Annotated in this window: 15 protein-coding genes; 13 read left to right on the top strand and 2 right to left on the bottom strand. The window is 52.8% G+C overall.

The window, feature by feature from the left end:
- Positions 1-11: 11 nt before the first annotated feature.
- Positions 12-1,478 (top strand): APC family permease, encoded by a 1,467-nt coding sequence (locus AC6I8N_RS25140; protein ID WP_497831533.1) that lies wholly within the window; start codon positions 12-14, stop codon positions 1,476-1,478.
- Complete coding sequence (locus AC6I8N_RS25135) at positions 1,475-2,797, top strand: aspartate aminotransferase family protein (RefSeq protein WP_208726958.1); 1,323 nt, start codon at positions 1,475-1,477, stop codon at positions 2,795-2,797. The genes AC6I8N_RS25140 and AC6I8N_RS25135 overlap by 4 nt, the downstream gene beginning before the upstream one ends.
- Before the next feature lie 68 nt (positions 2,798-2,865).
- On the opposite strand, the gene AC6I8N_RS25130 is transcribed toward AC6I8N_RS25135, so the two are convergent.
- Complete coding sequence (locus tag AC6I8N_RS25130; protein WP_497831532.1) at positions 2,866-3,438, bottom strand: flavin reductase family protein; 573 nt, start codon at positions 3,436-3,438, stop codon at positions 2,866-2,868.
- Positions 3,439-3,670: 232 nt separating this feature from the next.
- Between AC6I8N_RS25130 and AC6I8N_RS25125 the strand changes: the two genes are divergently transcribed.
- The 7 genes from AC6I8N_RS25125 (at position 3,671) to AC6I8N_RS25095 (ending at position 11,590) form a co-directional block, all read left to right on the top strand.
- On the top strand, positions 3,671-3,925 hold the full coding sequence (locus AC6I8N_RS25125) for an EF-hand domain-containing protein (protein WP_208726960.1): 255 nt from the start codon (positions 3,671-3,673) through the stop codon (positions 3,923-3,925).
- A gap of 23 nt (positions 3,926-3,948) precedes the next feature.
- Complete coding sequence (locus tag AC6I8N_RS25120; protein ID WP_497831531.1) at positions 3,949-5,022, top strand: efflux RND transporter periplasmic adaptor subunit; 1,074 nt, start codon at positions 3,949-3,951, stop codon at positions 5,020-5,022.
- Complete coding sequence (locus AC6I8N_RS25115; protein ID WP_497831530.1) at positions 5,015-8,149, top strand: efflux RND transporter permease subunit; 3,135 nt, start codon at positions 5,015-5,017, stop codon at positions 8,147-8,149. Before AC6I8N_RS25120 ends, AC6I8N_RS25115 begins: the two co-directional genes overlap by 8 nt.
- 7 nt (positions 8,150-8,156) lie before the next feature.
- Positions 8,157-8,888 carry a response regulator gene (locus tag AC6I8N_RS25110; protein ID WP_497831529.1) on the top strand — a complete coding sequence of 244 codons (732 nt, stop codon included), beginning with the start codon at positions 8,157-8,159 and terminating at the stop codon, positions 8,886-8,888.
- Complete coding sequence (locus AC6I8N_RS25105; protein WP_497831528.1) at positions 8,885-10,231, top strand: ATP-binding protein; 1,347 nt, start codon at positions 8,885-8,887, stop codon at positions 10,229-10,231. The genes AC6I8N_RS25110 and AC6I8N_RS25105 overlap by 4 nt, the downstream gene beginning before the upstream one ends.
- A gap of 22 nt (positions 10,232-10,253) precedes the next feature.
- A complete protein-coding gene (locus AC6I8N_RS25100) occupies positions 10,254-10,745 on the top strand; it encodes a hypothetical protein (RefSeq protein ID WP_208727106.1) in 492 nt (163 codons plus the stop codon).
- Positions 10,746-11,077: 332 nt separating this feature from the next.
- Positions 11,078-11,590 (top strand): hypothetical protein, encoded by a 513-nt coding sequence (locus AC6I8N_RS25095; protein ID WP_497831527.1) that lies wholly within the window; start codon positions 11,078-11,080, stop codon positions 11,588-11,590.
- 226 nt (positions 11,591-11,816) lie between these two features.
- Here AC6I8N_RS25095 and AC6I8N_RS25090 read toward each other — a convergent pair whose 3' ends face one another.
- A complete protein-coding gene (locus AC6I8N_RS25090) occupies positions 11,817-12,755 on the bottom strand; it encodes an Rpn family recombination-promoting nuclease/putative transposase (RefSeq protein ID WP_497831526.1) in 939 nt (312 codons plus the stop codon).
- A 368-nt stretch (positions 12,756-13,123) separates the two neighbouring features.
- Here AC6I8N_RS25090 and fliB point away from each other — a divergent pair, with 368 nt between their 5' ends.
- The 4 genes from fliB to AC6I8N_RS25070 all read left to right on the top strand — a co-directional run bounded on the left by fliB (position 13,124) and on the right by AC6I8N_RS25070 (position 17,107).
- The gene (gene fliB / locus AC6I8N_RS25085) at positions 13,124-14,410 is read left to right on the top strand and encodes a flagellin lysine-N-methylase (protein ID WP_497831525.1); all 1,287 of its coding nucleotides are present in this window, start codon (positions 13,124-13,126) and stop codon (positions 14,408-14,410) included.
- A gap of 144 nt (positions 14,411-14,554) precedes the next feature.
- Positions 14,555-15,247 (top strand): GntR family transcriptional regulator, encoded by a 693-nt coding sequence (locus tag AC6I8N_RS25080; RefSeq protein WP_021183942.1) that lies wholly within the window; start codon positions 14,555-14,557, stop codon positions 15,245-15,247.
- A 173-nt stretch (positions 15,248-15,420) separates the two neighbouring features.
- Positions 15,421-16,452, top strand: a complete 1,032-nt coding sequence (locus AC6I8N_RS25075) for a C-terminal binding protein (RefSeq protein ID WP_497831524.1) — start codon at positions 15,421-15,423, stop codon at positions 16,450-16,452.
- On the top strand, positions 16,436-17,107 hold the full coding sequence (locus tag AC6I8N_RS25070; RefSeq protein ID WP_021183940.1) for an RraA family protein: 672 nt from the start codon (positions 16,436-16,438) through the stop codon (positions 17,105-17,107). Before AC6I8N_RS25075 ends, AC6I8N_RS25070 begins: the two co-directional genes overlap by 17 nt.
- The last annotated feature ends 37 nt before the right edge of the window (positions 17,108-17,144 follow it).

The following is a 17,144-nucleotide window of genomic DNA, read 5'->3' as shown; positions in this document are numbered from 1 at the left end:
GGGTGATGAAGATGAACCATGCACCAAATAAAAAGCGAAGTTTAAAACTGTGGGAAGCGCTGGCGCTCTCGCTGGGGATGGTGGGACCGACGCTGGCTATGTCGGGCAATGCGCAGGGATTGATCGACTCAGTAGGCAAAGCGCTGCCGATTGTGTTTGTGCTCGGTCTGATCGGGGTCGCGTTAATTGCCTATGGTTTTATCCGTTTGACGCGTTTTTATAATCACGCCGGTAGCGCATACGGCCTGGTGGGAAAAACCATCGGCCCGCGTGCCGGGTTCTTTTCCGGTTTCGCCATTATGGGCACCTATCTGTTCTTCTCGATTGCCACGCTGGCGGCACTGGGCGCATTTACCAACGCCTTTCTGGCCGCATTATTCCCCACGTCAGGTTTTCAGATCCCGTGGATTGTCACCGCGGCGGTCGGGGTGATATTTAGCTGGATCCTGAATTCGCGAGATGGACAGACCGTGGCCCGCGTGCTGATGGTGATTGAGGGCATCGGGATTGTATTGATGTTAATTCTGGCGGCGGTGATTGTCGTGCACCAGCCTGCGACCGGCACAGAACATGCCTCATTGTTTAGTCTGAATGGCGTTAGTTTTCAGGCGGTGATGGCGGGCGTGGTCGCTGCTTTCCTCTCCTGGGCTGGTTTTGAGGCCTGCGCCACCCTGGGTGAAGAGACGGAAAATCCCAAACGCAATATCCCGCTGGCCCTGCTGGGTTCTATCCTGCTGACCGGGGTGCTGTTTGTCGGCATGATGTATGTGCAGACACTCGGTTTTGGTACCAGCGAATCGGGTTTAACTGCCTTCAAAAACTCAGCGAACTCGCTGGGGACGCTGTCGCAAACTTACGTCGGCACCGCATTCTCATTAGCGATGTTGTTTACCGCCATGATGTCGGCCTTCGCGGCGAATTTATCGGCCGCGGCCACCTCCAGCCGTCTGCTGTTTGCCCTCGCCCGCGATGGGTTCGGCCCGGCATGCTTCGCGCAGGTGTCAGAAAAAAATCATCAACCTCGTAACGCGCTAACGCTGGTACTGGTAGTCAGCCTGCTGATCGATGTCGTGGCCTGGCTGAGCGGTAAACCGGCGATGGGCACCGGCAATAGCGCGATTGATGCGTACTTCTACTTTGCGATCATCGGCTCAGTTTGCCTGATGATCACCTATCTGATGATTGAAGTTGGGGTGATCAATTTTATCACCCGCATGAGCCAGAACATCCCGAAATGGGAACTGATCCTGCCGCTACTCGGCATCGTCATTATGGTGGTGTCGTTGTATTACAACGTGGTAGGGCAGGAAGAACTGTTTAGCCCGGCACTGGTGGCGTTTTACTGGTGCATTGCCGGGATGATCATCATCATCTCTGTGCCAAAACTGGTGCGCAATATCGGGCTCTCTCTGGCGTCAGAGTTTGTTACGCCTGCGGAAACGGTGACAACCGCCACGACACAGAAGGAGTGGGTATGAGTCAGGACATTTTTCCACCCGAAGCCGCCGCGCTGTATCAACGCGACGCCCAGTCAGTCGCCGGTATCGAGAAGTTACGCTTTTTTCCGTTAGCGATTACTTCCGGGCAGGGATGTTGGCTGACTGAAGCCGGTGGCCGAAAGTTACTCGACCTGTCAGCCACCTGGACCGCATCCGGTTTGGGGCATGGACACCCGGCGATTACGGCTGCCATCACCCAGGCAGCACAGAATCCAGCCGGGGCGGGGGGATTGTCTGCCGTTCATCCGGATTCGGTTGGGCTGGCGGAGGAGTTGCTGGCGATCACCCCCGGCAGTGGCGATCGCTGTGTCTATCTCGGCCATGCCGGTAGCGATGCCAATGATGTGGCGCTGCGCGCCTGCCGACTCGCCAGCGGCAAACGTAAAGTAGTGGCGTTTGCGCATGGCTATCACGGCGGCATCGGGCTGGCGATGAAGGTGTCCGGCGTACATATCTCGGCAGGCAACGCTGCCGATCCTGACCTCTATCTCGCCACCTATCCCAATCCTTTCCGCAGCGATGATGCAGGCGCAGCGGCAGTCAGTGCCAGCCTGCTGGAAGTTAAAGAACAACTCGATAAAGGCGATGTCGCCTGTGTCATCGTCGAACCGATTCTGTCGGATGGCGGCATGGTGGTGCCACCAAAAGGCTTTTTATCGGGGTTACATCGGTTGTGCATTAACGCGGGTGTGCCGCTGATTTGCGATGAAGTAAAAATGGGACTGGGACGACCCGGACTGATGCATGCATTCCAGCATGAGAACATCACCCCGGAAATCGTCACCTTTGGCAAAGTGATCGGTGGCGGTTTACCGCTCTCTGCTACCGTGGGGCCCAAAGAGATCCTCGGCGGTCCCGCTGCGCATGCATTGCTGACCACGGCGGGCAATCCGATTTGTACTGCGGTGGGCCGCTCCGTGTTGCGTGTGCTGCAAAGCGAAGAACTGCCACAGCGGGCGGCGCAGGCCGGACGCTATTTTATGCAACTGCTGCGCGAGCTGGCGCAGGATATCCCGGAGATCGGTGATGTCCGTGGACATGGCCTGGCAATCGGAGTCGAGTTAGTCGTTCCGGACGGCAGCAAAAAACCGGACCGTGCGCTGGCGCAAAAAGTCGTGTACCAGGCATGGAAAGAGGGACTGGTGGTGTACTACGTCGGGGGGAATGTGTTGGAAATTACGCCGCCGTTAATCATCAATCAGGATGAGATGGCCTATGCGGTCGAAAAACTCTCGCTCGCCATACGCCATGCCCCACAGGTCACGCGTGAAGAAATCCAGGCGTATGCGGGTTGGTAACGAATCTCGCATTGAGATGATCTTGCCAGCCGGTCTGGCGAGATCGTCCCCATGAATAAGATGTCTGGCTACTCGACGTCCAGCACTTCACCAATTTTATAAAAGTGTTTTCCCGCGATGTAATGCAAACTTCGCCACTCATCCCCGGCCGATTCAAACAACCAGTGTCCATCCTGGAAAATACGGCTATCGGCCCATGCTGCTTTGACTTCGCCGATAAACAGATCGTGATCGCGTTGATTCGCTTCCAGCGGAATCAGTTCGCAATACAACCAGGCGGAGCAGCCGCTGACAAAAGGTTGATCAATCCCCTCAACATAAAAACACTCGACATCGCTGTGAGAAAGTTTGTCCTGCTCGTTGGCTTTTGAATGGGTTCCGAGGTAGTGCACCATTTCCGCCTGTTTGGCATTCGGAACCTGAATAACAAACTTGTTGCTCTTCTCAATTAACTGGCGGGTATAGGCGGATTTATCCAGCACCACCGTCAGTTTGGCTGGGGTGAAATCCAGACCACAAACCCAGGACGCCGCCATAACGTTTTCAATGCCATCATGGCTGGAGGATACCAGTGTTGCAGGCCCATGATTTATCAGGCGGTAAGCCTTTTCTAGCTCGACTGAGGTGAAATAGGGTTTCATTGCATCTTCCTGTCACTGTTGGCGGAAAAAATAAGGTCACGACCTGCGTCATTTTACCTTTTCCCCTCGTAAAACAGCAGATCAAAAGCGTTAGCTTGCCTCTCCATGACATGCGATGACATAAGTCTGGAACAATTGATAACCCCTGCCGACGCGGCTTTTTTATATTCTCCTCCCCGTGAATTTCCTCACATCCCTTTATGCTTTCTTTAACGGTTAATCGAGGTAACAAATGAAAAAGTTTCTGATTCTGGTGGCAGGATTGGTCTTTATGAGCGCGGCCAACGCCGCACCGACCGCCGCATTCGCGCAACTGATGCAAAATCGCTTCAATGCAGCGAACACCAATCATGATGGCAAGTTAACCCTGGCTGAAGCGCAGGCCGGCATGCCCCGCGTTGCGCAGCATTTTTCTGAAATAGATACGGCGAAAAAAGGCTATATCACCTTCGCACAACTCAGCGCATTTATGGCTGCGAAAAAATAACCTGGCTGATGAACGTGCTATCCATGAAGATACTTAGTGTGGCATGCCGATTCGGGCTGCTGGTGATGGCGGGCTGTGCACTGGCGGGGTGCAAGCCACAGCAAAACGCTCACCCGCAACCCGTTCCCGCCGTGTCGGTGAGTGTGCCGCAAAAACTCACGTTTGATCCGTCAACCACCGTCACAGGCACGCTGAGTGCTTCTGAGCAGGTGCAGATTGTGGCGCGTGTCGCCGCGACACTGCAATCTGTTAACTTCAGGGACGGCGATATCGTTCATGCTGGTCAGGTGTTGTTCACCCTGGACTCTTCCACCTTACAGGCGCAGTTTAATTCGGACCAGGCCACGCTGGTGAATAATCAGCGTGAAACGGACCGGGACCAGGCGCTCTATCCGTCACATGTTATTTCTCTGTCAGACTTGCAAAACGCACAGACGGCCCGCGATCAGGCACAGGCGCAACGGGACATTGCGCAAATTAACCTCGGCTATACGCGGATTACCGCCCCGTTTACCGGGCGCATTGGGCGACGCACTGTCGATGTGGGTAATCTGGTCGGCAGCAGCGGTAACACCGTGTTAGCCACACTGAATAAAATCGACCCGCTGTATGTCACTTTCAGCCTGAACCAGTCAGACGCGACGCGTTTCGGCATTATCGCGGCACGCAGCGATGCGGTGGAACATCAGCCGGTGGATATCCAGGTTCCCGGTCTGAATAAGCCGCTGCATACCACCATCGATTTTGTCGATAACCAGCTCGACAGCGCCAGCGGCAATATCACCCTGAGGGCGACCCTGCACCAGCCGCCGGTTAACCTGCTGCCGGGCATGTTTGTCCAGGTCACTCTGCATGCGGCAACGCCGGACAGCCCGTGGCAGCTCCCGGTGACGGCCGTGAAGGACGGCAGCATTTTCCCGGTGTCCCCGGATGGCACGGTCAGCCAGCTCAGGATTAACACCGCTCCCGGCAGTGATGAACATGTCATTTTGCTCAGTGCAAATGACACCACACAACGCGTCCTGACCTATGCGCGCCCGGATCTGGTCGGCAAAAAAGTCAACGTCAGCAACGAGGCGCAAAGTCAGCATGATTAAGTTCTTTCTCGACCGGCCGGTTTTTGCCAACGTGCTGTCATTGATCATCCTGATCCTCGGCGCTGTGGCTTTGTGGGCGTTGCCGGTAGCGCAATATCCCGCCATTACGCCGCCAGTTGTTCAGGTGGTGACCCACTATCCCGGTGCGAACGCGCAAACCTTGCAGGATCAGGTGGCGTTTCCTATCGAGCAGCAGGTGAATGGCGTCGAGAACATGCTGTATATGAAATCGACCACCGGCAATGATGGCACCTACACCCTGAATATCACCTTTGCCATCGGCACCGACAGCAATCAGGCACAGATCCTGGTGCAGAACCGTGTTCAGGCGGCGCTTTCCCAATTACCGGATGCGGTGCAGCAGCAGGGGGTGACGGTACGTAAAAGGTCGACGGCAATTTTGCAGTTGTACAGCCTGCAATCTTCTGACCCAAACCAGGGCTCGTTGTTTTTAAGCAACTATGCCACCAACCATTTGCGCGACTCACTCGCGCGGATCCCCGGCGTGGGGGATGTCACGGTCTTCAGCACCGGAGATTACAGTATTCGCATCTGGCTGGATGCCGCGCGTATGCAGCAATATGGCCTGGTGCCGGATGACGTAATTAACGCCATCAAAGCGCAAAACCGCAGCGTCAGCGCCGGGCAACTGGGCGCGCCACCCGCTAACAATGATCAACAGATGCAGCTGACGCTTAACGTTAATGGCCTGCTGAGCGATGCCAGCCAGTTCAATCAGATCGTTATCAAAAGCAGCACCCAGGACGGCGGCAGACTGGTGCGTTTACAGGATGTGGGCCATGCCGAGCTGGGCTCATCAAGCTACGCGCAGTTTTTCACTATGGACGGTAAACCTGCGGCAGGGATTGCCATTTCGCAACTCCCGGATGCTAACGCGCTGGAGGTCGGCAACGCGGTTGCGGCGGAGATGCAGAAATTGTCTGCCCGGATGCCAGCAGACATGCATTATGCGCTGCCTTTTGACACTACCACCTTTATCAAGAGTTCGGTCAATGATGTCTACAGCACGTTGCTGATTGCCGGGCTGTTGGTGTTACTGGTGATCGTGGTTTTCTTGCAAAACTGGCGTGCCGTGCTGGTGCCTGCCACCACCGTGCCGGTCACCCTTATCGGAACATTCGGTGCCATCTATCTGATGGGGTTTTCCATCAATCTGCTGACGCTTTTTGCCATCGTGCTGGCGATTGGTATCGTTATTGATGATGCAATCGTGGTGGTAGAAGGGGTGAGTCATCATATCGAACAGGGATATGCACCCCGCGAGGCGACACTACGTGCCATGCGTCAACTGTTGCCGCCGATCATCTCCATCACGCTGGTGCTGGTCGCCGTGTATCTTCCGGCCAGTTTCTTACCCGGCCTCAGCGGCCAGATGTATCGTCAGTTTGCGCTGGTGATCGCCGTGACCACCTTACTCAGCGCCCTCAATGCCCTGACGTTAAAACCGGTACAAAGCGCGCAGTGGCTGCGACCCGCTAACAGTGGCAGCAAACCCTGGATTTACCGCAAGTTCAATCAGGTGTTCGCGTGGCTGGAAAACGCCTATCTCAACGGCATTCGCCGCTTGATCCGCCATAGCAAAGCGGCGTTTATCGGCGGTCTGCTGGTCATCGCGCTGACACTGGCGGCCTTTTTCAGCATCCCGACCGGATTTATTCCACTGGAAGACCAGGGCTATCTGCTGGTGTCGCTGCAACTGCCGGACGCCGCCTCGCTGGAACAAACCGCCAGCGTGACGCAGCGGGTAGAGCAGGTGTTGGGGCAGCAACCGGGGGTGGATCATGCCGTCGTGATTGGCGGACTTTCACCGCTCGACAACAATGCGTCCTTGTCCAACGCGGCTCTGATTTACGTCACCCTGAAACCGTGGAATCAGCGTGGCAGACACCAGGATCTGCGTTCTATCTACAGCAACCTGAATAAACAACTGGCGAAAATTCCCGATACCAATGCGCTGGTGATTGTGCCGCCGCCGATTCAGGGCGTAGGTAACGGGGGCGGTATGCAGATGGTGCTGAGCGAAACTAACGGACAACGTCACTATCAGCATTTGCAGCAGGTAAGTGACAATTTTGTCCGGCAGGCGATGGCACTGCCACAAGTGTCGCGGATGTTCAGTACACTGCGTGCGAACGTACCGCAGATCAATGTCACGCTGGACAGAACGCGCGCGGCAGCGATGGGCGTCTCACCGGGTGATGCCTTCGATGCCATGCAACAATATCTCGGGGCCAGCTATGTCAATCAAATCAGCCGTGAAAACCATAGCGTGAAAGTGTACGTTCAGGCGCAGTCTGACCAGCGCCGCCTGCAACAACAAATCTCGGCGCTGACGGTAAAAAATGCCAGCGGCGAGCCGGTTTCGCTGGCAACCCTGGTCAGTTTCACCCCGACAGAAGGGCCTGCGGTGGCTTCTTTATATAATCTTAATCCGTCGGCCACCCTCAATGGTATGCCCGCTCAGGGTTACAGTACCGGTGCGGCAATGCAGGCAGTGAGCGCGCTGGCAAAAGCCACACTGCCGCCGGATATCAGCCTGTCGTGGACCGATATGTCGTATCAGGAAAACGTCGCCGGGAACCGTATCTATCTTGCGTTCGCCATGTCACTGCTGCTGGTTTATTTGGTGCTGGCTGCACAATATGAAAGCTACTGGTTGCCCGTCAGCGTGATCCTCGGTGTCCCGCTTGCATTATCAGGCACAGCGATCACATTGTTAGCGCTGAATATCGCTAACAATCTGTATACGCAGATTGGCGTGCTGCTGCTGGCTGGGCTTGCTGCCAAAAATGCGATCCTGATTGTCGAATATGCCCGCCAGCAACGTCTGGCCGGTAGCAGCATCATCGATGCGGCACTGACGGCAGCCAGGACGCGTTTCCGCCCGATTATTATGACCTCGCTGGCCTTTACGCTGGGCGTTATACCGCTGATATTCTCCAGCGCCGCCAGCGCCAGTGCCAGAAAATCGCTGGGGATTACCGTTTTTTCCGGGATGTTGTCAGCGACGTTGCTTGCCATCCTGTTGGTCCCTTGTTTTTATGTCGTTTTGCAACGTGCACAAGAGGCCTGGCAAGCGCGCCGGAAGCCTGTTCATCAGGGGTGAATGACCTATGAGTGACGCGAAAACCGAGCACAAGGCAAAGAAAATACTGGTCCTTGACGATGAAAATGAACTGCGCAGCATGCTGCAACGCTATTTGCGCGATCAGGGATTTGACGTCAGGACGGCAGAAAATGGCGCCCGGCTCGACCGTCTTTTGCAACGTGAACCCTTTGATCTGCTGGTGCTTGACCTGATGATGGAACCGGAAGATGGCCTGTCCGTTTGCCGTCGCCTGCGGGCAGCAAACTTCACGTTGCCCATTCTGATGTTAACGGCGCGCGGCGATCCGGTAGATCGGGTGATCGGTCTGGAAACCGGTGCTGATGACTATCTCGCCAAGCCTTTTCTGCCGCAGGAGTTGGTGGCACGCATCAAAGCGATCTTCCGGCGTCAGGCGTTGCTGCAGGGTGAAACACCCGCAGGTTCGGGGGCGGTCTGCTTTGGCCCTTACCGTCTTGATATCACGCGGCAAACGCTGTACCGCGAAGATCAGTTGCTGGCGTTGAATTCTGCCGAAATGAATTTACTGATTGCGCTGGCCACCACACCTAACCGGCCCGTCAGCCGCGAGAACCTGCTGAGCCGCGCCAGAGGACGCGAATATGCAGCGCTGGACAGAAGTGTTGATGTGCAGATGTTACGCCTGCGCCAGCAACTCGAGGCGCAGCCTTCCGAACCTCGCTGGTTGAAAACCGTGTGGGGGATGGGTTACATGCTGATCGTAGATAGCGAAACGTGAAAAAATTCTGGCCCCGCTCACTGCTGGCACGCAACAGTGTCCTGCTGATATTGCTGGTGACGTTGACGCAAATCACCACGTTCACGGTGTTTCTGGTTTTTATCCAGAAGCCCAGGGTGAATGATGCCGCCTCGCTCATTGCCTCGCAGATCATCATGCTCGATAAGCTGCTGGCAACGGTACCGGCCACGGATCGCGATCGTTATGCCCAGGCGGTGGGGGGCGTCATTCAACCACCGGCTCATCTGATCGAAATCCCCACGCTGGGGCTGGCGGGTTTCTATCGCCGTTATTATCTCAAAGTCTTTCTTGATAGCCTGCACCAGCAACTTCCGCCCGGCATACCGCTGCGCTGGGAACTGGCCCCCGAAAAAAAATTATGGGTGGAGGTACAGATCGCCGGCCAGCCATATTGGGTGGCGCTGGCGGTTGAACCGTCGAACCACCTTTCCAGCCTGATCAGTGCGATTCTGCTGTCAGTGGGACTGGCCCTGCTGGCATTGCTGACGGCCTATGGCCTGCAACGGCGCATCAACCGCCCGCTGACCTCCCTGGCGCAGGCTGCCACTGATGTAGGGAAGGGAGGATGGCCGCGCCCGTTATCGCCGGAAGGACCGAGCGAAATCAGGACGGTCAGCCTGACATTTAACCGCATGCTGGATGGTCTGGCCGAGATGGAAAATGCCCGCGCGCAGATGCTGGCCGGAATCTCTCACGACCTGCGCACTCCGCTGACCAAATTGCGGCTGGCGATGGCAATCGGCGGGCAGGGAAGCGCTAACCCGGATGATGTTGGCCGGTACTTCGAGGATGTGGATACTATTCTCCAGCAATTCATTGATTATGCCCGCGGCAGCGCCACTGAGCTGAGTCAGCCTGGTGACATTAATCAGATGATTACCGAACTGAATTATGATTTTACCGGCCTGGGCCTACACTTTACCCTGTCCCTGACGCCGCTCCCGGTGTGCTATTTTCGTCCCGTCAGCATGATGCGCCTGTTGACAAACCTGATGCAAAACGCCGCCAAATATGGTCGGACCGGACTTGAAGTCGCCAGTTGGCGGGAAGGTGATGTCGCAAAGATTGCGGTACAGGATCGTGGTCCCGGCGTTACAGAGGAAGAATTGTTGCTGATTACTAAACCCTTCCACCGGGGTAAAGGCGCGGCAGCCCGGCACAACGGTTCGGGCCTGGGGTTGGCTATCGCACGCCAGATTGCCCAGCAACATGGCGGGGATCTCAGTGTCAGCCAGCGGGCCGGCGGGGGATTGTCGGTGATGGTGACGCTGCCTTTGGTTGAGGGAGGAAAACTCGTTGTGTCAACTTCAGTTCGGCATTAATACGTTAGCGACATTGAAAGGAATGACATTGCACGACAATCACGCCAAAAAACTCTACCGCAGAGTCAATACCACTACGCGGCATCATTCGAACAATCCCGGTGCGGAATACCGTCATGGCAGACACAGGAAAAAGCTTGCAGATGATCTGTTACCCCAACGCGAATCTATGCGCGGTAAACAGCAACGTGGCCTGGACTACACGCCATTGTTTAACTTTCTGATGAGTAAAGTGGGTCAACAGTGGGATGATGTTTTCAGTGAAGCCAACAGCCGACTCGACAGGCCCGATCCCATTTTCTGGATGGTGGCGTTGCATGAGCATCAACAGCGGGACTATGTCCGGTGTGGGGATTTCGCCTTTTTTCCGGGTCTGTATGTAGACGAGAACAGAATCCTTCAACAGGTTAATCCGCACATTACAGCAGAGGATATTCCCGTGACTTGCCGATGCTGTACCCACACGTTTGTTGGAGTACCATTGGTATGGCGTGATGAGCCGACCAGTGATTGACGTTTGGCAACTGGTCCAGTGCTTATGCGGGATTATCCGTCAGAGATCAACGTGAAATCGCGCGCATGTTCAGTCTGAACAGCAAGCACCACGTTTCACGTAAGAACACCCTCTACTGCCGTCTGGCCATACTCAAATATCTCTCCGACCAGGTATCGTGGAGTGATGGGCTGAAAGAACAGCTGGACAACCTCATGGCACAACGTCCTGATTGCGTAACATGGGAAAAAATGGGATTCATGGAGGGGTGGCGAACCGATGTTCTCTGGACCCGCCCGATAGCACGATTTGTATGGTAAAGCGACGAATATGACCACGGAAGGTAGCAAAAAATGATGACATCCTCATATCCTAAATTATTTTCCATCACACTCATTGTGTTGGGATGCATCTTTGGCTTTTTCACCTGGCAATATGAGATTGATCGGGAGACGTTCCTGAGACCATTAACTATCAGGAACATGCTGTTATCCAGTTTATTATTAGCCGTGCCATTGCTCTTTGCGATGATTAAATGGGGAACAGGTGCCAAACCACATACAGCGAAGGATTATATTAAATTGTATTCCGGTGTGGTTCTTCTCCTTTGCATGGTCAGTTATTTTCTGCTCACCACACTGACGTGGTTACTTCCAGGACAGGTCAGCACTTACTCCACCCCTTATGAGTATGATTCCGCTGGACGCCATAGCTGTTCAGGCGCTCGCCTGTACGATCCTGATTTGGAAGAAAAAATCAAAGTGTGTTATCCGGCAGGTAATGTGTATGGCGGCAACGTCATTACCATCACTAAAAGAAGCAACGCATTGGGCATGACTGTCATTCATGCCGTAACGAAAAGATAAAACATGCTGTTGGCTGACGATAATTCAGCAATGTAAGACGGAGAAGTAATTAATCATACCGGCAAAGATAACGGACAAAAGACCAATGCTGCCAGGCATCGTCGGCACAAGGCTCAATACCGTGTGCTTCCAGTTTTTACCGGGGAGTGAAACGCTGATTCACCAGCACTACACTTGCGGCAAGTTATGTACCACTTTAACCCTGCCGGATAGCAGGGCAACATCATTAGTGCTTAATATGCTGACGATCCTGCTCGGTAAGACCGGTCATTTTCATGACTGATGCCCAGTCAAAACCGCTTTCAAGCATATTGCGGGCGATTTCCAGCCGGGTATCGCGCTCAGCGATTTGCTTGCCTTCTTGCAAGCCTTTTTGCAGGCCTTTCTGCTCACCTTTTTGCTCACCTTTTTGCTCAAGTTGTTGTGCAATGGTCATAAGTTCATTCTCATGCTGTGGCAAACGTTGGGCCAGTTCGCGAATAAAACCTTCTGCATCGGGCGTTTCGCCCGTTTGCAGCATATAGTTTACCAGCGCCAGCACCTGTTGTCTGGTGATAAATTCCTCAAGCATCAGCTTCCCTAGCTGGTCAAGAAATTCATTGAGATCGCGCTGGCGAATGTGTTTTTGCAGCAAAGTCAGGGCTGCCATACTGCGGTGTTGCATGATTTCATCATCAGGAATGACGGTGATGTCGACTAAAGGGAAATCCCCACTGTAAAGCTCAGTAGCGATTTCACTATCACTGAACAACTCCAGCCAGTTTACCGGATAAGGGTAGGGACTACGTTTCCCCTGGTAAAACAGTATGGGGATCACAAGCGGCAGTATTTTGTTTCCGGCATCAAGATGACGTTGCATGGCGGCAATGGCGTAACGCATGAGCCGAAATGCCATGTATCTGTCAGGTGAACTTTGATGTTCAATCAACACATGAACATAACCATCACCCTGACTGGTTTTGAGCGAGTAAAGAACATCACTGTAATATGGCCTGAGATCATCTTCGACAAAGCTACCTGACTCAAGCTTAAGAGTTGTCAGATCGCAGATCTTCAATAGTTTCGGCGGCAAATGCAGAGTCATAAAATCCCGTGCCATTGTCGGGTGGGACAGGAATGTCTTGAAAACTGCGTCATGAGGCGTTGGAGTGTGTGTTTTCTTCATCCGGTTTCCATCCATCGTTCATCCATTATCTACCCTCGTGATATGAAAGGGCCACATCCCAACTAACGCCTGTCAAGACAATGCCTCGAGCTGGGAAAAACTAAAAATGTATACCCGCTATTCAGAGACTTCAACATTCGCCATTGACTCAGAAGCCGCGGGCATGCCCCAAATGGATAAGAATAATTTTCTTTTCTGAGATACCGGGTTCCTGTCATCTTTAACATTATATGCTTTTAATTCCCTTTCCATGTCTTTATTCCCCACCAATAATGTTAAAAACAAGTTAAATGACACAGCGCCCGCCTTTTATATCGCCAAATCCACAGGCATCCCCTCACTCTAAAACGGTATTTTATGAGCAGAACATGCAGCAATTTGGTTATCATTTTCTACTATCGATTCATTCACCTGTTGCTATCGTTGGGCATTGTTATTTTTTCTTCTTTGAAGAGAGCGCTGCGTTAATGGAAGAGATAGTTATTGTAGAACCGGTATTTTTCAACCAGTTTCAGTGTGTGGGTAGTGCCTGCCCCGACCATTGCTGCAAAGGATGGGATATTGAGTTCGATGAATCAACGGTAAATCGATACATGCAGAGCGAAGCAATTGAAATTCGTCATATTGCTGTTGAAAATATTATTACCACTAAAGAGAGTCAGAGTCGTTGGGGAAAAATAAAATTAACAAGTAATGGTAACTGTACTTTTCTTGATGAAGAGCGCTTGTGCAAAGTGCATAAGTCACTTGGGGAAAAAGCGCTCAGCACCACCTGTGCGATCTATCCACGTCTTTACGCCAGCTATAAATATGAAATCAGAAGTAACCTGACCTTATCGTGCCCGGAGGCGGCAAAAAGACTGTTAACAACCCCGGGCGCGATGCTCTACAGCGAAAAAATCAAGCCAAGTCCCGAGGCGTTGGATGCACCAGACATTAGCGAGCAAGATCGTCTGCTCAATCTGATGTGCACCAACATTATGCTAACCTGCGGTTCAGACATCGAGGCGGGCTTTTACGGTATCATCTTGTTATTCTTTTATCGTGATAAACTGGCAAAAGACAATGAGCCGGAAGGAAATATTTTAAATTATTTCGAGGATATCCAGACGGCGATTCATAACGATCAAATTAGAAAAAGCATTGATGAATTAAATCCGAATTATCAGCTACAATCCGAACTCCTTTCTCGACTGCAAACATACCTGGGTACAAAACATGAAGGTCGTGGGTGGTCCACCCTACGATTTTATTCGCAAAAATTGCATGATTTGCAAAGCAACAATTCCGCAGACACAATGCAGCGAATAAATACAATCTGGCAAGATAAAGCACGCCCCTGGTTCCAGGAACGCCCCCATCTGCTTAGTAACTATATCCAGTATCGTATGTATGAGGATTTTTTCCCACTGAGGAATGGAAGAGAGTTTTTCACCAACCTTTATTTGATGATATCGGAATGGTTATTACTAAAGTGGCTAATTGCTGCAAGTATTGTGCTGAATGATAACTTCACTGAAGATGACGTGATTAATATTGTCTATAGCTATCACAGTATCGCAAGACATGACAAAAATGCAGAGGATGCATTTTTGACTGAAATTGGCAGGATAACGTTTAACGATAATCTTTCATTGGCTTATCTGTTGAAGTGATGGTATTCCCCGAGGCGGATGATGATCCGGGCCGCAGACATCATCTTAACGACCTCTGACTAACCAGTAATAAATGTAAAAGGATTGTTGTCCTGAGTTGATTCGCTAAAATGTGGCATCTCGTCCATCAACAGGGAGTCATCCGTGGCAGATTTTGAGCGACCTAAGTCACTGACAGCGGTGGTAACCGATCACGTTCGTAAGCTGATAGTTCATGGCGATATTCCGTTGGGTGCAGCCATTAGCGAACGCACGGTTGCCGCTGAGTTGAATGTCTCAAAAACACCGGTTCGTGAAGCGCTTGCCCAACTCAGTAACGAAGGGCTAGTTACGATCAAGCCGCAATCAGGCGTGCGGGTGTTTACACTGAGCGCCAGAGAAGTCCGCGAAATCTGTGCTTTCAGGCAGGTTCTTGAAACCGCGGCACTCACTCTGGCTATGCAGCAGAATGCAAAAGGGCTGGCCGATGCATTGGATGCAGTGGTTAAACAAATGGATGTCGCCCAAAGTGAGGGGGATTTTCGCCGTTATCTGGAGCTGGATAATGATTTCCACCAGCGCTTTTTTGATTTCTGTGACAACGCTTACCTGACCAACTCTTATGTGCGTTATGCGGCGAAGATTGCGGCGCTACGTACCCATCTGTCTGCAAAACCTCAGCACACATCCCTTTCTTATCAGGAACATGGTGACATTGTTGCTGCCATCAGAAATGATGCGCACGCAGAAGTTCTGACCATTCTCGAACGCCATTTAGGCCGTACCCGCGAAACCTATGAGATCGGCGTTGAAGATATTGCCGCCGCCGACGCGGCTTCCCTGACGACATCCTCCTGATCTTCTGAGCCAGGGATACCTGGCCCATTCCTGCGTAATCACTAAAAAACCAATCCTGGTCACATTTTTTTAACTTTTCTTTGACTGGTACACCAGATCCCAGTTAGTTTTTTTCAAAACCGGCAGCTAATGCTGGCCACGAAACCTACTCAATCTGGTTAAAGGAGCGTCTGATGAGTCGAAGATTTAAGGTGGTTATTACTGATTACGATTACGGCGACATTGCCATTGAAGAAGAGATCCTCAATGCCGCAGGTGCGGATGTTATTGGTTTACAGGCGAAATCTGAGGATGACCTGGTTGAAGCTGCGCGTGATTGCGACGCCATCATGAATCAGTACGCCCGTGTCGGCGCAAAGGTGATCTCCGCCATGACACAATGCAAGGTGATTGCCCGTTACGGTGTCGGTGTCGATATTGTCGATGTGGACGCCGCCACCAATCGCAACATATTGGTAACAAATGTGCGGGATTACTGCACCGAGGAAGTCGCCGATCATGCCATCAGCATGTGGCTGGCTCTGGCCCGTAACCTGTTTGCTTACAATACCGCCACACATCAGGGCATCTGGCAGTGGCAATCCGGCGCACCTGTCTATCGCCTGCGTGGACAAACGATGGGGATTGTTTCATTTGGCCGCATTGGCCAGGCAATCGCCGAACGCGCTCGCGCCTTTGGCGTGAATGTCATCGTCTACGATCCTTACATCGATCCTGCATTAGCACAGCAACATCAGGTGAAACTGGTCAACAAAGCAACGCTCATCACACAATCCGACATTTTCATGATGCAGGTACCGATGACCACGGATACCCGTCATTTCCTTGGCGAAGCAGAATTCAAAGCCATGAAGCGTCGGGCATTAATCATTAATACCGGACGTGGCCCCACTATCGATAATCAGACGTTGTACCGCGCACTGCATGAAGGCTGGATTACCGGTGCGGCACTGGACGATCCCGAAGAGGAACCGGCAAAACGCGCGCAATGGAATCCTGCGGACAACCCGATTTTCTCTCTGCCAAATGTCATCGTGACACCCCATTCGGCCTACTACTCCGAAGAATCAATTCGTGCCGCACGCCAGTTGGCGGCCACTGAAGTTGCCAGCGTGCTGACAGGCAAAACACCACGATTCCCGGTTAATGGCGAAGCCCTTGCGCTTCGCAGCAAAGGAGCAAATGACCATGCTGAAGCAGTTTAATGATTTCACCCGCCAGCCAGAGCTGTTGGCTCAGTTTGACGCTTTATTGCAGAGCTATTCCATTGCTGCGGTTTTTGCCGATGTGCAGTATCGCACTGGCGTGATGGACAGCGGCATTAAACCCGCATTCCGCGCCAAAGTCTGTGGACAGGCCATTACCGTGCAGCTCTCTAAAGGCGACCTGGTTGATCCATTGAAAGCACTGGAGATGGGACAACCTGGTGATGTGATCGTGGTGGATGCCGGCGGTGACGGTAACACCTCCGTTTGCGGGGGGCTGATGGGGGGCCTGGCGCAGAATCGTGGGATTCGCGCCATGATCATTGACGGGGCCGGGCGCGACACCGATGAACTGGAAGATATTAACTGGCCAATCTGGAGCCGGGCGATCACGCCTCGCGGTACCCACACCATGTTTTCCGGGCGTAAAGAAGAACTGTCCATCAACGTTCCCATCGCGGTCGGCGGTCAGTTAGTAAAACCTGGCGATTTTATCGTGGCTGACCTGATGGGGGTGGTGGTGATCCCCCAGGAAAATGCGCAAGACGTTTTAAATCTGGCGAAAGAACAGGTTGAGCGTGAACAGGCCACGCGCGAATGGGTGAAGCAGGGCAAAACCGTTGAAGACCTGCTGGCAGAGTTTGGCCGTATCTGACCGTTTGCTCTGCACCCAGGGTGCAGAGCATGTGAAC

This window comes from Pantoea sp. X-Soil-TKNS-1279, assembly GCF_059730565.1.
Note: the sequence above shows the minus strand (reverse complement) of the source record. Positions and strands in the feature narration are given on the sequence as shown.